Annotated in this window: 17 protein-coding genes; 10 read left to right on the forward strand and 7 right to left on the reverse strand. The window is 62.6% G+C overall.

Annotation, left to right across the window (positions count from 1 at the left end; all coding sequences use genetic code 11):
- Positions 1-85: 85 nt before the first annotated feature.
- From LVD11_RS02585 to LVD11_RS02615, 7 genes are all read left to right on the forward strand, one after another.
- A complete protein-coding gene (locus LVD11_RS02585; protein WP_237055644.1) occupies positions 86-508 on the forward strand; it encodes a hypothetical protein in 423 nt (140 codons plus the stop codon).
- 135 nt (positions 509-643) lie between these two features.
- Positions 644-1,159, forward strand: a complete 516-nt coding sequence (locus tag LVD11_RS02590; protein ID WP_237055646.1) for a DUF411 domain-containing protein — start codon at positions 644-646, stop codon at positions 1,157-1,159.
- A gap of 8 nt (positions 1,160-1,167) precedes the next feature.
- A complete protein-coding gene (locus tag LVD11_RS02595) occupies positions 1,168-3,138 on the forward strand; it encodes a copper resistance system multicopper oxidase (RefSeq protein WP_237055656.1) in 1,971 nt (656 codons plus the stop codon).
- Positions 3,139-3,150: 12 nt separating this feature from the next.
- Complete coding sequence (locus tag LVD11_RS02600; protein ID WP_237055659.1) at positions 3,151-4,062, forward strand: copper resistance protein B; 912 nt, start codon at positions 3,151-3,153, stop codon at positions 4,060-4,062.
- 90 nt (positions 4,063-4,152) lie between these two features.
- Entirely contained in the window at positions 4,153-4,515 is a 363-nt protein-coding gene (locus LVD11_RS02605) for a copper resistance CopC family protein (protein ID WP_237055661.1), read from the forward strand.
- Positions 4,516-5,373, forward strand: a complete 858-nt coding sequence (locus LVD11_RS16985) for a CopD family protein (RefSeq protein WP_237055662.1) — start codon at positions 4,516-4,518, stop codon at positions 5,371-5,373. It begins immediately after the preceding gene.
- Positions 5,374-5,439: 66 nt separating this feature from the next.
- Positions 5,440-5,940, forward strand: a complete 501-nt coding sequence (locus LVD11_RS02615; protein ID WP_237055664.1) for a YybH family protein — start codon at positions 5,440-5,442, stop codon at positions 5,938-5,940.
- Between the two features lie 78 nt (positions 5,941-6,018).
- Here the strand turns inward: LVD11_RS02615 and LVD11_RS02620 are convergent, their stop codons facing one another.
- The 6 genes from LVD11_RS02620 to LVD11_RS02645 form a co-directional block, all read right to left on the reverse strand.
- Positions 6,019-6,273, reverse strand: a complete 255-nt coding sequence (locus tag LVD11_RS02620; protein WP_237055671.1) for a DUF5676 family membrane protein — start codon at positions 6,271-6,273, stop codon at positions 6,019-6,021.
- Positions 6,274-6,318: 45 nt separating this feature from the next.
- Positions 6,319-6,777, reverse strand: coding sequence for an ATPase (locus LVD11_RS02625; RefSeq protein WP_237055672.1), 459 nt, complete (start codon positions 6,775-6,777; stop codon positions 6,319-6,321).
- Positions 6,778-6,848: 71 nt separating this feature from the next.
- Entirely contained in the window at positions 6,849-7,307 is a 459-nt protein-coding gene (locus LVD11_RS02630) for a hypothetical protein (RefSeq protein ID WP_237055687.1), read from the reverse strand.
- A 106-nt stretch (positions 7,308-7,413) separates the two neighbouring features.
- Positions 7,414-7,785: a cupredoxin domain-containing protein gene (locus LVD11_RS02635; protein WP_237055689.1), complete on the reverse strand. Its 372-nt coding sequence runs from the start codon at positions 7,783-7,785 to the stop codon at positions 7,414-7,416.
- Positions 7,782-10,100 carry a heavy metal translocating P-type ATPase gene (locus tag LVD11_RS02640; RefSeq protein WP_237055691.1) on the reverse strand — a complete coding sequence of 773 codons (2,319 nt, stop codon included), beginning with the start codon at positions 10,098-10,100 and terminating at the stop codon, positions 7,782-7,784. Before LVD11_RS02640 ends, LVD11_RS02635 begins: the two co-directional genes overlap by 4 nt.
- A gap of 80 nt (positions 10,101-10,180) precedes the next feature.
- Complete coding sequence (locus LVD11_RS02645; protein ID WP_237055693.1) at positions 10,181-11,383, reverse strand: permease; 1,203 nt, start codon at positions 11,381-11,383, stop codon at positions 10,181-10,183.
- Positions 11,384-11,556: 173 nt separating this feature from the next.
- On the opposite strand from LVD11_RS02645, the gene LVD11_RS02650 reads away from it, so the two are divergent.
- The 3 genes from LVD11_RS02650 (at position 11,557) to LVD11_RS02660 (ending at position 14,356) form a co-directional block, all read left to right on the forward strand.
- Positions 11,557-12,915, forward strand: a complete 1,359-nt coding sequence (locus tag LVD11_RS02650; RefSeq protein ID WP_237055695.1) for a DnaT-like ssDNA-binding domain-containing protein — start codon at positions 11,557-11,559, stop codon at positions 12,913-12,915.
- On the forward strand, positions 12,830-13,492 hold the full coding sequence (locus LVD11_RS02655; RefSeq protein WP_237055697.1) for a replication protein P: 663 nt from the start codon (positions 12,830-12,832) through the stop codon (positions 13,490-13,492). Before LVD11_RS02650 ends, LVD11_RS02655 begins: the two co-directional genes overlap by 86 nt.
- A gap of 129 nt (positions 13,493-13,621) precedes the next feature.
- Positions 13,622-14,356 carry an outer membrane protein gene (locus LVD11_RS02660; RefSeq protein WP_237055699.1) on the forward strand — a complete coding sequence of 245 codons (735 nt, stop codon included), beginning with the start codon at positions 13,622-13,624 and terminating at the stop codon, positions 14,354-14,356.
- Between the two features lie 65 nt (positions 14,357-14,421).
- Here the strand turns inward: LVD11_RS02660 and LVD11_RS02665 are convergent, their stop codons facing one another.
- Entirely contained in the window at positions 14,422-14,961 is a 540-nt protein-coding gene (locus tag LVD11_RS02665; RefSeq protein WP_237055709.1) for a hypothetical protein, read from the reverse strand.
- Positions 14,962-14,966 lie beyond the last annotated feature (5 nt).

A 14,966-nucleotide genomic window follows, 5' to 3' on the forward strand; every position in this document is an offset into this window, starting at 1 on the left:
CTTGCAAAGCGCCCCGGCAGCCTCTAATCTGCGTCGGCACACCCGACAGCCTATGCCGACGGGACGCCCTGGGAAAAGGACTCTGATGCATCAATTCACTGCACGAGCACTGTTACTGCTGATGTTGCTCACCGTCTTCGGACAGGTGACCGCCCAGCCGTGCGTGGATATGCAGAGTCCGCTTTCCACCGGTCATCCAGCCTCCACCGAACAGGCTCCGCCCGCCCACGATGATATGGGCAGTAGCGCGCGAGTCCCCGGCATGGAGCACTGCGACAATGCGGCGATGACGGGCAAAGCAGATTCCAGCCATTGCGACGATACCGCTGTTGCCAGTGACGACTGCGCCCCGGAGTGCTCCTGCTGCCCCGGCCATTGCGCCTCGGCGGTCCCGGTTGCCGACAGCCATACTCCACTTTCACCGCGTCACGTCCCCGAGTGTACCTATCGCGAAATAGCCTCCACCCCCCACCCAGAGAGTGAGTTCCGGCCACCTATCACTGGCTGACCTCCGGGTCCCTGCGCCCACAGTGGCGCAATCCCCCGATTGAATACCTGGCAGCGACAGGCGCTGCGGCGGCTTCCCTACGCCCGGAGCCAGCGCCGCTGCCACAGCTCAAATTGCCTTGATGAGAACACTTTTATGTATCGCAAACTGAAAATCGTAATGCTCAGCACCCTGGCTGCCCTCGCGCTGGCCGCCTGTACCGGAGAGAGCGCTGACGCGGCGGGCCAGGCCGGCAGTGATTCCGACGTGGCTGCCATCACCCTGACCACCTTCAAGAGCCCCACCTGTGGCTGCTGTGGCCAGTGGGTGGAGCATGCACGGGACAATGGCTTCCGGGTCTCCGTAAAGGACGTCGATGACCTGAATGGAGTCAAGGCCAGCCACAAAATCGCCCCCAGGCACCAGTCCTGTCATACCAGCGTGTCAGCGGAGGGCTTCGTATTCGAAGGGCATATCCCGGCGAAATATATCCGCCAATTCCTGCAAGCTCCACCCGCCGGTGCCCGCGGCCTGGCCGTACCGGCGATGCCCCTGGGAAGCCCGGGAATGGAAGTGGATGATCGTTTCACGCCCTACACCGTCATGCTGCTGCATGAGGATGGCAGCGAGAGTGTCTACGCCCGGATCGACAGCGCAGCACAACAGCACTGAGGTAAAAGATGAGTAAAACAGCCCGCCCGCAAATCGAACTGCCCCGGCTCTCCCGACGCCGGTTTGTCACCGGCATGGCCGCCGGCGCCGCCCTGATGGGCATGCCCGGCACACTGGCAGCGAGTGCGTCCCGAACCAACCCGGCTCCCCAGACCCTGCGGGGAAACCAGTTTGACCTGAATGTAAACTACCTGCCGGTAAACTTTACCGGCCGTGACCGCATGGCAGTGGCGGTAAACGGTAGCGTGCCGGCCCCGATACTGCGCTGGAAGGAAGGCCAGACAGTCACCCTGAACGTCACCAATAACCTTGCCCACGACACCTCCATCCACTGGCACGGCCTGATCCTGCCCAGCGACATGGACGGTGTACCCGGCCTCAGCTTCAACGGCATCAAGCCCGGCGAGACTTTTACCTACCGGTTCCCGGTAAACCAGAGCGGCACTTACTGGTACCACAGCCACTCTGACTTCCAGGAACAGCAGGGACATTACGGCGCCATTGTCATCGATCCCGCCGAACCCGACCCGGTTGGTTATGACCGCGACTACGTGGTGATGCTGACCGACTGGAGCGATGAATCGCCACATGACATCTACGCGAAGCTGAAAAAGGAAGGCCACTATTACAACCGCCGTCGGCGCACAGCGGGTGACCTGTGGCGCGACATCCGCGAAAAAGGGGTGGCCCAGACCTGGCGCGAGCGGGAAATGTGGAACGAGATGCGCATGTCCGACCGCGACATTTCCGACGTTACCGGTTACACCTACACCTACCTGATGAATGGCCAGACACCGGATGCCAACTGGACCGCGCTGTTCCAGCGGGGGGAAAAAGTCCGCCTGCGCTTTATCAACGGCGCGGCGATGTCCATCTTCGATATCCGCATCCCCGGCCTGAAAATGACCGTGGTCGCCACCGATGGCCAGAATATCGAACCCGTAACGGTGGATGAATTCCGTATCGGTGTTGCAGAGACTTACGACGTGGTGGTGGAACCCGCCGACGACCGTGCCTATACGCTTTTTGCCCAGACCATTGACCGCAGCGGTTATGCCTGCGGCACATTGACCCCGGACCCGTCGCTGCGAGCCGAAGTGCCAGCCATGGATTACGCTCCGGTGCTGGGACACAGTGATATGGGCATGGGGCACGGCAGCCACGGCGGCCACAACATGAACGCCGGCGCGGGCAAAATGGACCACAGCGGTCACGGCGACATGAATGGCATGGACCACAGTCAGCATGCGGGCATGCAGGGCATGGATCACAGCCAGCACGGTGGTGCAATGGATCACAGCCAGCACGCCGGCATGCAGGGCATGGACCACAGCCAACACCAGGTGAATGCGGTCGGTTACAGCCCGCACGGCGGCCGCCCGGAGCTCGGCGGCATGCAGGGCGTCTGGCATACGCACGACCTGGGGCGCGCCGGCCACGGCAGCAACAGCCCGATCGTCCACTTGCCCAGTGAGCATGGCTACGGCGTGGACATGCGTTCGGAAATGCCGACAAGCGGACTGCACGACCCGGGTATCGGGCTACGGGACCACGCTGAGCGCTACGGCCGGCGGGTGCTCAACTATGGCGATATCCGCAACCTGACCCCGACCCTCGACCGGCGTGAGCCCACCCGGGAATTACAGCTGCACCTGACCGGTAATATGCACCGTTACATGTGGTCGATGAACGGCGTCAAGTTCAGTGATGCCGAACCGCTGGTACTGAAGTATGGCGAGCGGATTCGTATCACCCTGGTCAACGACACCATGATGACGCACCCGATCCACCTGCACGGTATGTGGAGCGAGCTGGAAACCGGCGATGCGGAATATATCCCGCGTAAGCACACCATCCTGGTACAACCCGGTTCGAAAATCAGCTACCTGGTCACCGCCGATGCCTATGGTCGCTGGGCCTACCACTGTCACCTGCTGTACCACATGCCGGGGATGTTCCGCGAAGTGCGGGTTGTATAAGGGGTTATGATCATGAAATTGAAATCACTCGTATTTTTTTGCAGCGCGTTCGTTACCCCCGGGGTCCTGGCGCAGGATGCCATGGACCACCATGGTCACGATGCGCACGGGTCACACAACAGCGGAACAACAACTGCGGCAAACGAGGAGGCGCGGGAGGAAAGCGGCCACGGGCACCACGATGGCCACTCAATGCCCGAATCCGGGGAACACCACGGCCATCACGACAGGATGCAGGCGCCGGCCGCAACAAACCTGGAGCATGCACCTGACCAGCCCGACCATGTCATGGATCATGAGGTGCTGCTCACAAAAGTCACCATCGACCAGCTGGAATTACGCGAGCATGAAGGCAGCGCCCTCGAGGGCAGTGTCTGGTTTGGCAGCGACAGGGACAAGCTCTGGCTCAAGACCGAAGTGGAGCGCGAGGAGGACAACACCGAGAGCGCGGAGCTCCAGGCCCTCTATAGCCGCGCGATCGCACCATACTGGGACCTGCAGATGGGCGTGCGCCACGACTTCCAGCTGGAGGATGGCGACAGCAAGAACTGGGGTACGATCGGATTTAACGGCCTGGCACCCTACTTCTTTGAAGTGGACTCGGCACTGTTTGTCAGCGAGGATGGCGATACTGCCCTGCGCCTGGAGGCAGAATATGAGTTTCTGTTCACTCAGCAGTGGATCCTGAGCCCTGAAGTGGAAATGAATTTTTACGGCCAGGACGACCCGGACACCAATACCGGGGCAGGCCTGTCAGATGTGGAAGCGGGCCTGCGCCTCCGTTACGAGTTCACCCCACAGTTCGCGCCCTATATCGGTGTGAATTACGAGAAGAAATTCGGCGACACCGCCGATTTCCTGCGCGCCGAGGGTGAATCCACCGGGGAGACCACCTGGGTGATCGGGCTGCACGCCTGGTTCTAGGTGAGTTAGGCGGGTTCCGGAGGAAGGATTACCCTCCGGTCCCCGCGGCACAGCCGCTAAAATTCATACTACACGTAAAGGGGTGTAATCATGCTCAAGTTATCACTGGTGCGGTTCCTGGCCATGGCTGGTTTTATCTTCAGTACCACTCTTGCCGCCCATACCGGCCTGCAAGGCTCCAGCCCGGCAGATGGCGATCAGCTCAGCCAGCCACCGGCTTCCCTGCAGCTGAACTTTTCCGGAGAAGTCCGCCTGATGCGCGTATCTCTTGAAGAAGCCAAGCAGGGCGAAGTGAAGCTCGAATTTATGCCCACCGCCGTTGCAGAAAAAAATATCAGCCTCCCGCTACCGGCACTCGCCGATGGCGAATACACCGTGTCATGGATGGCCATGGGGGGCGATGGCCACAAGATGTCCGGGCAATTCTCCTTCGAAATCACAACGGAAAACTAGGTGGTGTGGGCGACGGCTTTTGCGCTGAACAAGTGGTTACTCTACGGCGCACTTTCGGTGGTGATCGGGGGTACTGCCACAATGTTGCTGTGGACGCCGCGCCGCGACATCCGGGCGCAGGTGCAGGCCTACCTGCTACCCGCCACTGTCGCCGGCCCGCTGTTCGCAGCTACAGGTTTCCTCGTGCAGGTGGGAACCTTCGCCGAGGCGGGATTGCCAGGCATGGTCGATCCTCTCTACTTATCGATACTCTGGCAATCACCGGCGGGGGCGGTAGCGCTGCTGCAGAGTCTGGGTTTTGTCGCAGCCCTACTGGCGGCACTCTGCCTGTTGCGACACTATCGCCGGTGGGCCACGGCCTTGTGGCTGCTGGGCACGTTACTACTGCTGCTGCCCTTTTCCTGGCGAGGCCATACGGTGGACGCCTCCCTGTGGGTACGGGCCGCCCTGTCATTGCACGTCGGCCTCGCCGCCTGGTGGATGGGAGCCCTCTATCCCCTGTGGCATCTGAGCCGCCATGGGGATCCTGCATTGTATGGCGACGCCATGGCACAGTTCGGGCAACTGGCGAGCTGGCTGGTGGCATTGCTGGCTGCCTGCGGGACCTGGGTACTGTACTCCCTGATCGGTGGTTTCGGGCCCCTGGTGCAGAGTGGCTACGGATTGTCGATGCTGCTGAAGCTGGCCCTAGTGGCCACAGTGCTGCTGCTCGCGGCGCAGAACAAGTGGAGACTGGTCCCACGCCTGCCCGCCACCGCTGCGGGGCTATCCGGAAGTATCCGCGCGGAAATGCTCGTAGGAGTGGCGATACTTCTTGTCACCGCCCTGCTTTCCACTCTTACCGGTCCCGGACACTGACGGGCGCTGCGGCTCCGCAATGCCTGGCGGTGCCGGGAACAAACACAGGTATAAAAGGACGGAATTATGAGACGCTGTCAATTACAGGGGCCCAATACCCGGTGGCTGCTTTGCATACTGCTGGCCCTGCTTTCGCTCGGGGTCGCAGCACACGGAGAAAAAGAGGAGCAGCAGGAGAGTTCCTCGCTGTTCTCCGGCCTGGATTCCCCGGCCGGCAAGACGGTGGAGTCCTTTCACCGTGCACTGCGTAGTGGCAACCGCGAAGGGGTGCTCCATGCACTGGCTGATAATGTAGTGATTTTTGAGGGCGGCAAGGTAGAGCGTTCCCGGGCGGAATATGCGAGCCATCACCTGGAAGCCGATATGAGATTCCTGCAGCAGGTGCAAGCGACTCAACTGGAGCTGCAGGTAACAGAGAGCCGGGAACTGGCCTACTCCTACGGGCGCAGCCGGCTGCAGGGCAGCTATGAGGGAAAGGCGCTGGACCTGGAATCCATGGAGACCCTGGTACTCAAGCGTGTCGGCCAGGAGTGGAAAATTGTACAGGTGCACTGGTCGAGCAAATAGGTCCCGCCACTTTGACCCAAAGCCCTCCACACGGCCAGCAGCCCCGGGACTCAGTCCGGGAGCCGCAAGCAGTAACGTCTAGATCAGCCGGTTATAAATACCGGCCAGCAGCCAGGCAATCAGCCCGGCGGATATAGACCAGGCCACCAGGCCCAGCAACACGCCGCCGAGCGTCAGCTGCCACCCCATGGCCGAAATGTCCATATGAACCATGTGTCCGGACATCTCCATCATCATGGTGGGCATCAGCAGCACCAGCAACGCACACAGCAGCCACGCAATGCCAAAGCTGATCGCAGTGGCAAGCCCAAATTTTGCCGCATCCAGTTTCATTGTCCTCTCCTTTCCCAAGGGTGACAGGGGTGAACTGTTGACCCGCTACATATCTTCCAGGCGATTGGCGCCCTGGGTCATCTGCATGGTCTCCCGCTCTTCCAGTTCTTTCACCTCCGCCATCAGTTCACGCGTGGTATCGGTGTCAGCGCGGGCGTGGAGGTAGCGGTAGAGTTCGATCACCTGCTGGTGCTGGTCGGCTACCATATCCATGATTTCCCCGGCATCCAGCTCGGCGAAAGGCGCATCGCAGTCAGTGCGATGAAGGATCGGGTTCTGCTCCCGGTAATCGTAGCACCAGGTTTCGAGAGCGCGGGTTTCCGCACGATCCTCAAACATCGCCACTAGCTCACCAAGCCGGTGCTCATGCTTCGCGAGATAATCCAGCAACAGGTCGGCACGGGCGTTCGGATTACTTTCAGCACTTTGCCTGAGACTATCTCCCAGGCTCCGGTGAAACCTGGTGGTCCACTCCAGTACATCTCTCAGTGTTTCAACTTGCATTGGGACTCCGGGCCAATTAGTCGTAGAAAAAAGTTGTGTCACAGTGGCGCGGTGAGACCTCCCGCACCGGCTCAGGCATCCTCGAGCCGGTTGGCGGCCTGCATCATCTGCATGGCCTGCTGCTCCTCGAGCGTTTTCAGATTGGCCATCAGTTCGCGCGAGGACTCCGTTTCCATCCGGCGGTGCAGGAAACGGTACAGCCCGATCACATCGTTGTGATAACCCATCACCACTTCCATGACCCGGTTGGGGTTCTCCTCCAGAGTCGGGATCTCATTCACGTCTATATGGTCGATGGGGTGCTTGTGCAGGTACTCGTAGCACCAGGTGTTCAGGGCACCGCCGCCGGCGCCCCGTTCGATTGCGGTAACCAGTTCGGCCAGCGTCTGCTCGAACTGCGCCAGGTAGTCGAACAAAAGCGCCGTGCGCGTGCTGCCAGACGCATTGCCGCCCTCCTTGAGGCGCTGGTGCAACTGCTGGTGAAAATCGCGGGTGCGGGCAATGATGTCCTGCAGTGTCTCGGTACGCATGGGTCCTCCGCCTGGGCCGGAAATTCTTTGCGGTGCGCCGTCCGGCGGCGCAGGTTCCGCGGTTACCTACAGACCTGAAGGTGACTCATCCCTTTTTCAACCCCCGTCATTCCACCGTCAGTGAACCCCGGTACATCTGCATCTGGCAGGTAAACGGATATTTACCCGGTTCCGCCGCCGGCAGCTGCACCTGCGTGCGTTCACCCACGGCCAGCTGGGCGCTGACTTCCAGGTCGGGGAAGAGCACGTATTCCGCGCAGGGGCTCGGGTCCTCGCGGCGGAAGTAGAGCGTGGCCGGCTTGCCCGCGGGCAGGCGGATGTGGTCCGGCTCGTAGACGCCGTCCCTGACCAGGATCTCCGTCTGTTCATCTCCCACGTTTACCGACGCTTTGTCCTGGCCTGACTGGGCCAGCCAGAACCACCACACAATCGCCGCAATCAGCAACAGGCCGGAAATATTGATTAACAGGGTCGTCACTGTGCCTCTCCACTTTTTGCCGAATTCTTCGCTGTCACTGCAGGGTTGCTGCCTTCGGGCTGGAAGAAGCGCAGCCGGTTGGCATTGGTGACCACCGTCACCGAGGACATCGCCATGGCCGCGCCCGCGATCACCGGGCTCAGCAGCGCCCCGGTAAACGGATACAGCACGCCCGCGGCAATGGGTATCCCCAGGGTGTTATAGATGAAGGCGCCAAACAGGTTCTGCTTGATGTTGCGCAACGTCGCCCGTGACAGCGCGATGGCATCGGCCACCCCGTGCAGGGACGAGCGCATAAGGGTGACATCCGCGGTCTCGATCGCAACATCAGTGCCGGCACCGATGGCAAAACCGACATCCGCGCGCGCCAGCGCGGGCGCATCGTTGATACCGTCGCCAGCCATACCCACCTGCTCACCGCTCTGCTGCAGCTCACCGATGATTTTCTCCTTGTCCTCGGGCTGCAGTTCCGCGTGTACGCGATCGATACCCAGCTGGCGCGCGACCGCATGGGCGGTACCCTCGTTATCGCCGGTCAGCATCTCGATGCGCACTCCCAGCTGCTGCAGGCGCGCCACCGCTGCCTTCGCATCCTCGCGCAGCGGGTCGGAGACCGCGATAATCCCGGCCATGCGCCCGTCGACAGCCGCATACATTGCCGTGCGACCCTCCTCGCCAAGCTGCTTCACACGCTTGTCCCAGCTGCCGGTATCGATATTCTCGCGCTGCATCAGCTTGCGGTTGCCCAGCAGCAGCGCGCGCCCGTCGACGCGGCCGGAAACACCATGGGCGGTAATCGCCTCAAAGTCCTCTGTGCGCAGGAATTCAATATTCCGGTCGCGGGCCGCGGCCACCACCGCCGCCGCCAGCGGGTGCTCGGAGCCCTGCTCCAGGCTCGCCAGCAGTTGCAGCAGCTCGTCCCCGGTGCCATCGAAACTGTCATCCGCCTCGATCTCGGTAAGCCGCGGCTCCCCCTCGGTCAGGGTGCCGGTCTTGTCCACCACCAGGGTGTCTAGCTTGCTGGCCTGCTGCAACGCCTTGCCGTTGCGGATCAGCACACCGTGCTCGGCGCCCTTGCCTACCCCCACCATCACCGACATGGGCGTGGCCAGGCCCAGCGCACAGGGACAGGCGATGATCAGCACGGCGGTGAGCACCACCAGCACATGGGCCGCGCGGGGCTCGGGGCCGAAGTTGTACCAGGCCAGCGCGGCCAGCACCGCGATGATCATCACCGTGGGTACGAAAATGGCCGAGATCCGGTCCGCCAGCCGCGCAATGGGTACCCGCGAGCTCTGTGCGTTCTTCACCATTTCGATGATCTGCGCCAGGCGCGTGTCCGCGCCCACCTTCTCGGCGCGGAACAGCAGGGTGCCGTTCTTGTTCAGGGTACCCGCAGAGAGAGAGTCCCCCTCGCCCTTGTTTACCGGCACCGGCTCGCCGGTGAGCATGGACTCGTCCACCAGGCTGCGGCCCTCTTCCACCGTACCGTCGACCGGGATCTTCTCCCCGGGCCGTACGCGGATCAGGTCCTCTACCTGGACCTGTTCGAGTGGCAGGTCCCGCTCCTCCCCGTCGCGCACCACCCGGGCGGTGGGATCCTGCAGTTCCAGCAATTTTTCCACCGCGGCGCTGGTGCGCCCGCGCGCGCGCAGTTCCAGCGCCTGGCCCAGGTTGATCAGGCCGATGATCATGGCGCTCGCTTCGAAGTAAACATGGCGCGACATCTCCGGCAGCGCCTGGGGCACAATCACCACCGCCATGGAGAAGAGCCAGGCGGCACCGGTGCCGAGCGCCACCAGCGTGTCCATATTGGCATTATGGTGCCGAAATGCCCGCCAGGCACCGCTAAAGAAGTGGCCGCCGCAGTAAACCAGCACCCCCAGGGTCAACAGGCCGACAGTGCCCCACGCCAGCTGCTGCGCGGGAGAGTTCACCATCATCTCGCCCCCCAGCAGGCCCCACGCCATCAGCGGCACCCCCAGCCCCAGGGCCAGGAAGCAACGCAGCAGCAGCGACCGGTAGTGGCGCTGCTCCTCGGCGTGCTGTTGCTCGCGGCGCTCACGCTCGCTGCTGCGCACCCGCTCGGCGCCGTAGCCCGCCGCCTCAACGGCGGCGATACACTCGTCGTCGGTGGCGGACCCGGAAACCGCCAGGGTGCGATCTGCCAGGTTCACCCGCGCCTCGGCCACGCCGGGCACAGCATCAAGGGCCGACTCGATGGAGCGGACACAACCCGCGCAGGTGACACCCTCCAGGCGGAAGGTGCGACTCTCCACCGGCGTTGATTCACTTCTGTTTGTCTTGTCAGGCATGCTCCCTCCATCAATTCCAGCGTGGCGCGAAGTGTAGAACCCTGCCCCGGGGGCAGGGCAAGGGACCGGCCGAATCCGCCTCAGGCAGGCAGGAAAACACCGATTGCCAGCCAGAGGGCCGCCAGGCCTGCCAGAGTCAGCAGGACTTTATCGGTCATCCTTTCCGTCTTGAGTCCCGGCAGGCCCCTGGCCTTCCAACGCCAGGCAAGGAACCATATCCCCTGGGCCAGGAACGCCAGGTTCAGGAACAGGGTGTAGTCCACTTTGAAGAACTCCCGGTCCGTTACCGTCTTGGCGATGGACGAGTCGGGGAGCAGGTCAAGGGCGGCAAAACCGTAGTGCAGCAGCATGGCACTGGTCACCAGGATCACCAGGAACACCCCGAGAATATAGAGCGCCATTTTCCAGCCGTAGTATTCCGCCTGCACCCGCAGCACCGGCAGCACTACCAGGTCACTGAAGATAAACGCCATGATACCGGCGAAAGCCACACCGTTATCGAACAGCACCGCCGCCAGCGGGATGTTGCCCATGGAACCGATGAAGGTGAAGAATGCGGCAATCGGCCCCACCAGTGCTTGCAGCAGCACCTCCCAGAAGGCCGGATCAGTCTTGCCGGAGCCGACGAACAGGGTCTGGAAAAACGATTTCGGCACGAAGGCTGCGATAATGCCGGCCACGGTAAAGCCCACCGTGACGTCCTTCCATACCATGTGCCATTCCATGACGTATTTGCTCGCCACCTGGCGCCAGCCCTCGCGGCTGCGGACCAGTTCCTTCCAGTCGGGAATCTCACTGTCGTTGTCGCCGCTGCCCTCGGCCTCACGGGCCCGTTCGCGGGCCTTCTTCACCAGCTTTTTGGGCGCCGTGAGGCGCACCAGCAGCCACATCAGCAGGATCAGCAGCACGCCACCGACGTACTCACCCACCACGAACTGCCAGCTGAGGAATACCGCAATCACAATGCCCAGCTCGATCACCAGGTTGGTCGAAGCCAGCAGGAAGGCCAGCGCCGGCACCAGCCCGGCGCCCTTGGCAAACAGGGCGCGGGTCGCGGCCAGCGCAGCAAAGGAACAGGAACTGGAGATAAAACCGAAGAAAGCAGCCAGCCCGACGCTGCCCGCGCCGGTCTCGCCCATGCTCTTGCGCATGCGCTCGCGGGTGACGAACACCTGGATCATGCTGCTGATCAGGTAGCCCAGGCCAAAAGCCCAGAAGGCCATCCAGAACAGGCCCAGGGTAGTCACAGCCGCCTCGTGCCAGGTGGCGAGGAAAGATTGCATCGTCTTATCTCCAGATTCGTGGGGCCCGCCAGGGACCACTCTGTTACTTTCGCGAAACGCAATTTCTGCGCCATAGCAAACCACAGGAGGGACTATAGGGTCAAAATTGGTCAGGCTTTCACCGCCGACATAAGCACCCTGCGGGAAGCCTGAGGGAGTGATAGAATCGCGCCATGAAACACCCCCTGCTACCGGAACGCCCCCTGAGCCTGTCCCCCACTCTGGCCGCCACCATCGGCCTGGAGGAAGCGGTGCTGCTCACAGCGCTCGGCGACCTGCTGCCGTTCCTGCAGCCGGAATCGCACCCGGGGCGCGACTGGTACACCGCGGACGGCGAGCAACTACAGCAGCTGCTGCCATTCTGGGAGCCGGCGGACATCCAGCGCGTGGCCACCAGCCTGCGCAACCAGGGTGCCCTGCTGCTGGGCTCGGCGCCCTATGGCGGCAGCCTGCAGCTCAAGTTCGCCCTGCCGGGGGAACACCGACGCCCGGAAGGCGCCGCCCAGCCCGACCAGGGGCACCACAGCCTGCAGCCGCGGATGCGGGAACCCGCACCGCCCGAGCACAGCGGGCGCAGCGCCAACACTATAGCGCCCGGCTGGCAGCCGGACCGGGAGACCCAGGCACGCATCGCCCAGCTGGGAGTACCCGAGCACTTCTGGCGTGAACAGCTGCCGGAGTTCGTCACCTACTGGCGGGAGCGGGGTGAACCCCGCCATTCCTTCGGTTCCCTGTTCCTCAAGCAGGTGAAGAGCCGCTGGGAGGCCTTTCGCGCCACTGCCCAGCGCAAGCAGCCACTGCCCGGGGAGTGGTACCCGGGTGAGGACACGCTGCGCAAACTGGCGGACGAAGGCGTGCCCAGCACCTTTGTACAGCGGGCCCTGCAGCGCTTTGGTGACTATCACCGCTCCAGCGGCAAGCAGTCCATCTCCTGGGACCTGGAATTCAACGACTGGGTCATGGAGGACTGGGAGAAGCAGGACACACCGTTTATCGAAAAGCGCAAGCCGGTGGCCATGACCCGCGACTGGCAGCCCAGCGAACATACCTGGGAGCAGTTGCGCCGACTGGCCATCAACCCCAACTTCGCTGCCGAGTTGCTGCCCGAGTTTATCTACAAGTGGCTCGAGCGCGGCGGCCACAGCGCCCGCTGGGGGGAACTGTTTATTGAATACGCACGCGAGGAGTGGGCCTACTACTGCCAGGGGATCGAGAAGAACCCGGTAGCCAAACCCATCCCGCGCAACTGGCAACCCGGAGGCGACTGCTTGAGCCACCTGGTGAACCAGTGTGAAATAGACCGCGACTTCGCCCTGTCGCTGGTCCCCGAGTTCATCATTTACTGGCGGGGCCAGAATGCGGCGCGCAAGAGCTGGGACGCCGTGTTCGTCCGCCACGCGCGCTACCAGTGGGCAGAGCGCAACAAGCTGGCGATAGGACAATCTCATGGCACGCAGCAACACAACCACACCGACAACCAGCGCACCCGCGACCGCTCCGTCCTCGACATCGTCACGGACACAGACTGGTAATGACACTGGCGGCGAACAACTGAACGCACGCAAGCGGGCCCTGAACGAGGTTTTCGGCCTGCTCAAGCTCAGCTATCACAACCAGTTCAACTCGGCCTTTCCCGACACCGAGACCCTGAACCACGCCAAGCGCCTGTGGCTGGAGTCGCTGGCAGCCTTCAGCCCGGAGCAGATCGTTGCCGGCGCCAAGCGCGCGATCCGGCAGAGCGAATACCTGCCTACGGTCCACAAGATGCTGCAACTCTGCGCCGCCGGCGACAACGGCCTGCCCGAAGCGCGGGCGGCCTATCGCGAGGCCTGCAACGCCCCCAGCCCCAAGGCCGCATACCAGTGGAGCCACCCGGCGGTTTACCACGCCGGCCGCGAGGCCAACTGGTTCTTCCTCGCCAACAACCCGGAACACGTGGCCTACCCGGTGTTCGCCGAGCACTACCGCAAGATCTGCGCGCGTGTGCTCGAGGGTGAGGCATTGCCGAAGCCCGAGCAGCCCCTGCTGGAAGAAAAACCCGGCAAGCCGCTGAGCAAGGCGGAAAATGCCGAGCGCATGGCAAAACTGCGCGAAGACCTGGAACTCTGATCCGGGCCGGAAGCTCCGGCACCGCGGGAGGCGGGGATTGTCCCGCCAAAATTCATCGGCCGGCGGGCAATCTGCGTACGGTTGGGGGAGGATAGCTCCAGGATAACAACCAGCCCCGCAGGTAACGCCATGCCCAGGCCCCAGCCCACGCTCCCGGTTTTCCCGCCCACACCCGTTGTTTCACTACTGGCTTTCCTGCTGGCCCTGCCGGCCAGTGCCGACTTCTACTCCCACCGCTACGTCGGCGCCAGTATTGGTGATGCCGGCACCGGAGAGTTCTGCCGCCAGGCCACCGACGCGGTACAAAGGTTCAGCTTCAATGGCCAGCCGGCGCAATTACTGAACTGCGATGCGGGCGGTGGGAACTGGAAGCTGTTCACCGGATGGCGCTGGACTCCCTACCTCGCCGTGGAAGCCAGCCTGCAGCAACTGGCCGGCAACGACCTGGACTTCGAGTTCCGCAGTGAACGCGGGGAGTTCCTGCGCTTTGAGGATGAGCTGGAAACCTACCTGGTCAACGTGCACGCGGTGGGGCACTGGCCGGTCTACGGTGGCCTGAGCCTGTTCGCCAAGGCCGGCGCTGGAGCCTGGAATATGCAATTATCCCAGCGCCAGTCGGGAGAGCTGCTGTTTTTCTTCCTGGAGGACGGCGTCGTCATGGAGGAACTGGTCCCCGTCAGCGGCAGCAGCGGTACCTCCGACAACGGCTTCCACTACGGCTACGGCGCCGGCATCAGCTACCGCCACCACAACAGCTGGACGCTGCGCGCCGAGTGGGAGAGTTTCAGCGATATCGGCAGCGACGACCTGCGCGGAGAGTTCGATGTAGAAACGGCATCGCTGGGGTGGAGCATGCATTTCTAAACCACTGGCAAACACTCATGCCCATTGCTACCCCGCAGGAGCGGCCGCTGGCCGCGACCGGCCCCCTACCACTTCATCATCGGCAAGGGCCGGAATGGGTGGCGCGGCAGCCAGTGAAGGGCACGCTTGCCCAGGTTGCGGTGGAATCCGGCATTGGGAAAAGCGCTGCGCACCTCCTCCACCTGCCCACGGTCCAGCCCAAAACGGACCAGGCCGCAGGAAAAGTCCACCAGGTCGCCACGCCGGAACAGCTCCACCATGGGTGCATACTCTCCCCGGTAACGACGCAGCTTGTGATGCTCACTGATCATCAGCCGCACCTCGTCGCACCAGTCTTCCAGGCCATTGTGCCGCAGGTACTGCATCGCCGGTGAAATCGAGGGCGGGATATAGTCGACCGTGTCATCGACCCAGATGCCGATGTCGTGAAAGGCACCAGCGATCACCAGTTTCTGTCGCTCCACGGCACCGCAGTCGCGTAGTGCCATGCAGAAATGCAACATCCGGTAGATATGGTTGCGGTAGCCCCGGTATTCGGCGCCGATACACTCCCGCCAGTCGGCGAGAATTTCTTCCAGTAGCGGGATATTCTCTTCAATTTCCATGAGCA

Source organism: Microbulbifer sediminum, assembly GCF_021729035.1.
GTDB classification, from domain to species: domain Bacteria; phylum Pseudomonadota; class Gammaproteobacteria; order Pseudomonadales; family Cellvibrionaceae; genus Microbulbifer; species Microbulbifer sediminum.

Excerpts from the sequence above, each read along its gene's own strand:
- LVD11_RS02645 (WP_237055693.1), bottom strand. The coding sequence starts at position 11,383 with ATGCAATCTTTCCTCGCCACCTGGCACGAGGCGGCTGTGACTACCCTG.
- LVD11_RS02660 (WP_237055699.1), top strand. The coding sequence starts at position 13,622 with ATGCCCAGGCCCCAGCCCACGCTCCCGGTTTTCCCGCCCACACCCGTT.
- LVD11_RS02625 (WP_237055672.1), bottom strand. The coding sequence starts at position 6,777 with ATGCAAGTTGAAACACTGAGAGATGTACTGGAGTGGACCACCAGGTTT.
- LVD11_RS02585 (WP_237055644.1), top strand. The coding sequence starts at position 86 with ATGCATCAATTCACTGCACGAGCACTGTTACTGCTGATGTTGCTCACC.
- LVD11_RS02655 (WP_237055697.1), top strand. The coding sequence starts at position 12,830 with ATGGCACGCAGCAACACAACCACACCGACAACCAGCGCACCCGCGACC.
- LVD11_RS02600 (WP_237055659.1), top strand. The coding sequence starts at position 3,151 with ATGAAATTGAAATCACTCGTATTTTTTTGCAGCGCGTTCGTTACCCCC.
- LVD11_RS02665 (WP_237055709.1), bottom strand. The coding sequence starts at position 14,961 with ATGGAAATTGAAGAGAATATCCCGCTACTGGAAGAAATTCTCGCCGAC.
- LVD11_RS02605 (WP_237055661.1), top strand. The coding sequence starts at position 4,153 with ATGCTCAAGTTATCACTGGTGCGGTTCCTGGCCATGGCTGGTTTTATC.
- LVD11_RS02650 (WP_237055695.1), top strand. The coding sequence starts at position 11,557 with ATGAAACACCCCCTGCTACCGGAACGCCCCCTGAGCCTGTCCCCCACT.
- LVD11_RS02630 (WP_237055687.1), bottom strand. The coding sequence starts at position 7,307 with ATGCGTACCGAGACACTGCAGGACATCATTGCCCGCACCCGCGATTTT.
- LVD11_RS02640 (WP_237055691.1), bottom strand. The coding sequence starts at position 10,100 with ATGCCTGACAAGACAAACAGAAGTGAATCAACGCCGGTGGAGAGTCGC.
- LVD11_RS02615 (WP_237055664.1), top strand. The coding sequence starts at position 5,440 with ATGAGACGCTGTCAATTACAGGGGCCCAATACCCGGTGGCTGCTTTGC.
- LVD11_RS02595 (WP_237055656.1), top strand. The coding sequence starts at position 1,168 with ATGAGTAAAACAGCCCGCCCGCAAATCGAACTGCCCCGGCTCTCCCGA.
- LVD11_RS02620 (WP_237055671.1), bottom strand. The coding sequence starts at position 6,273 with ATGAAACTGGATGCGGCAAAATTTGGGCTTGCCACTGCGATCAGCTTT.
- LVD11_RS02590 (WP_237055646.1), top strand. The coding sequence starts at position 644 with ATGTATCGCAAACTGAAAATCGTAATGCTCAGCACCCTGGCTGCCCTC.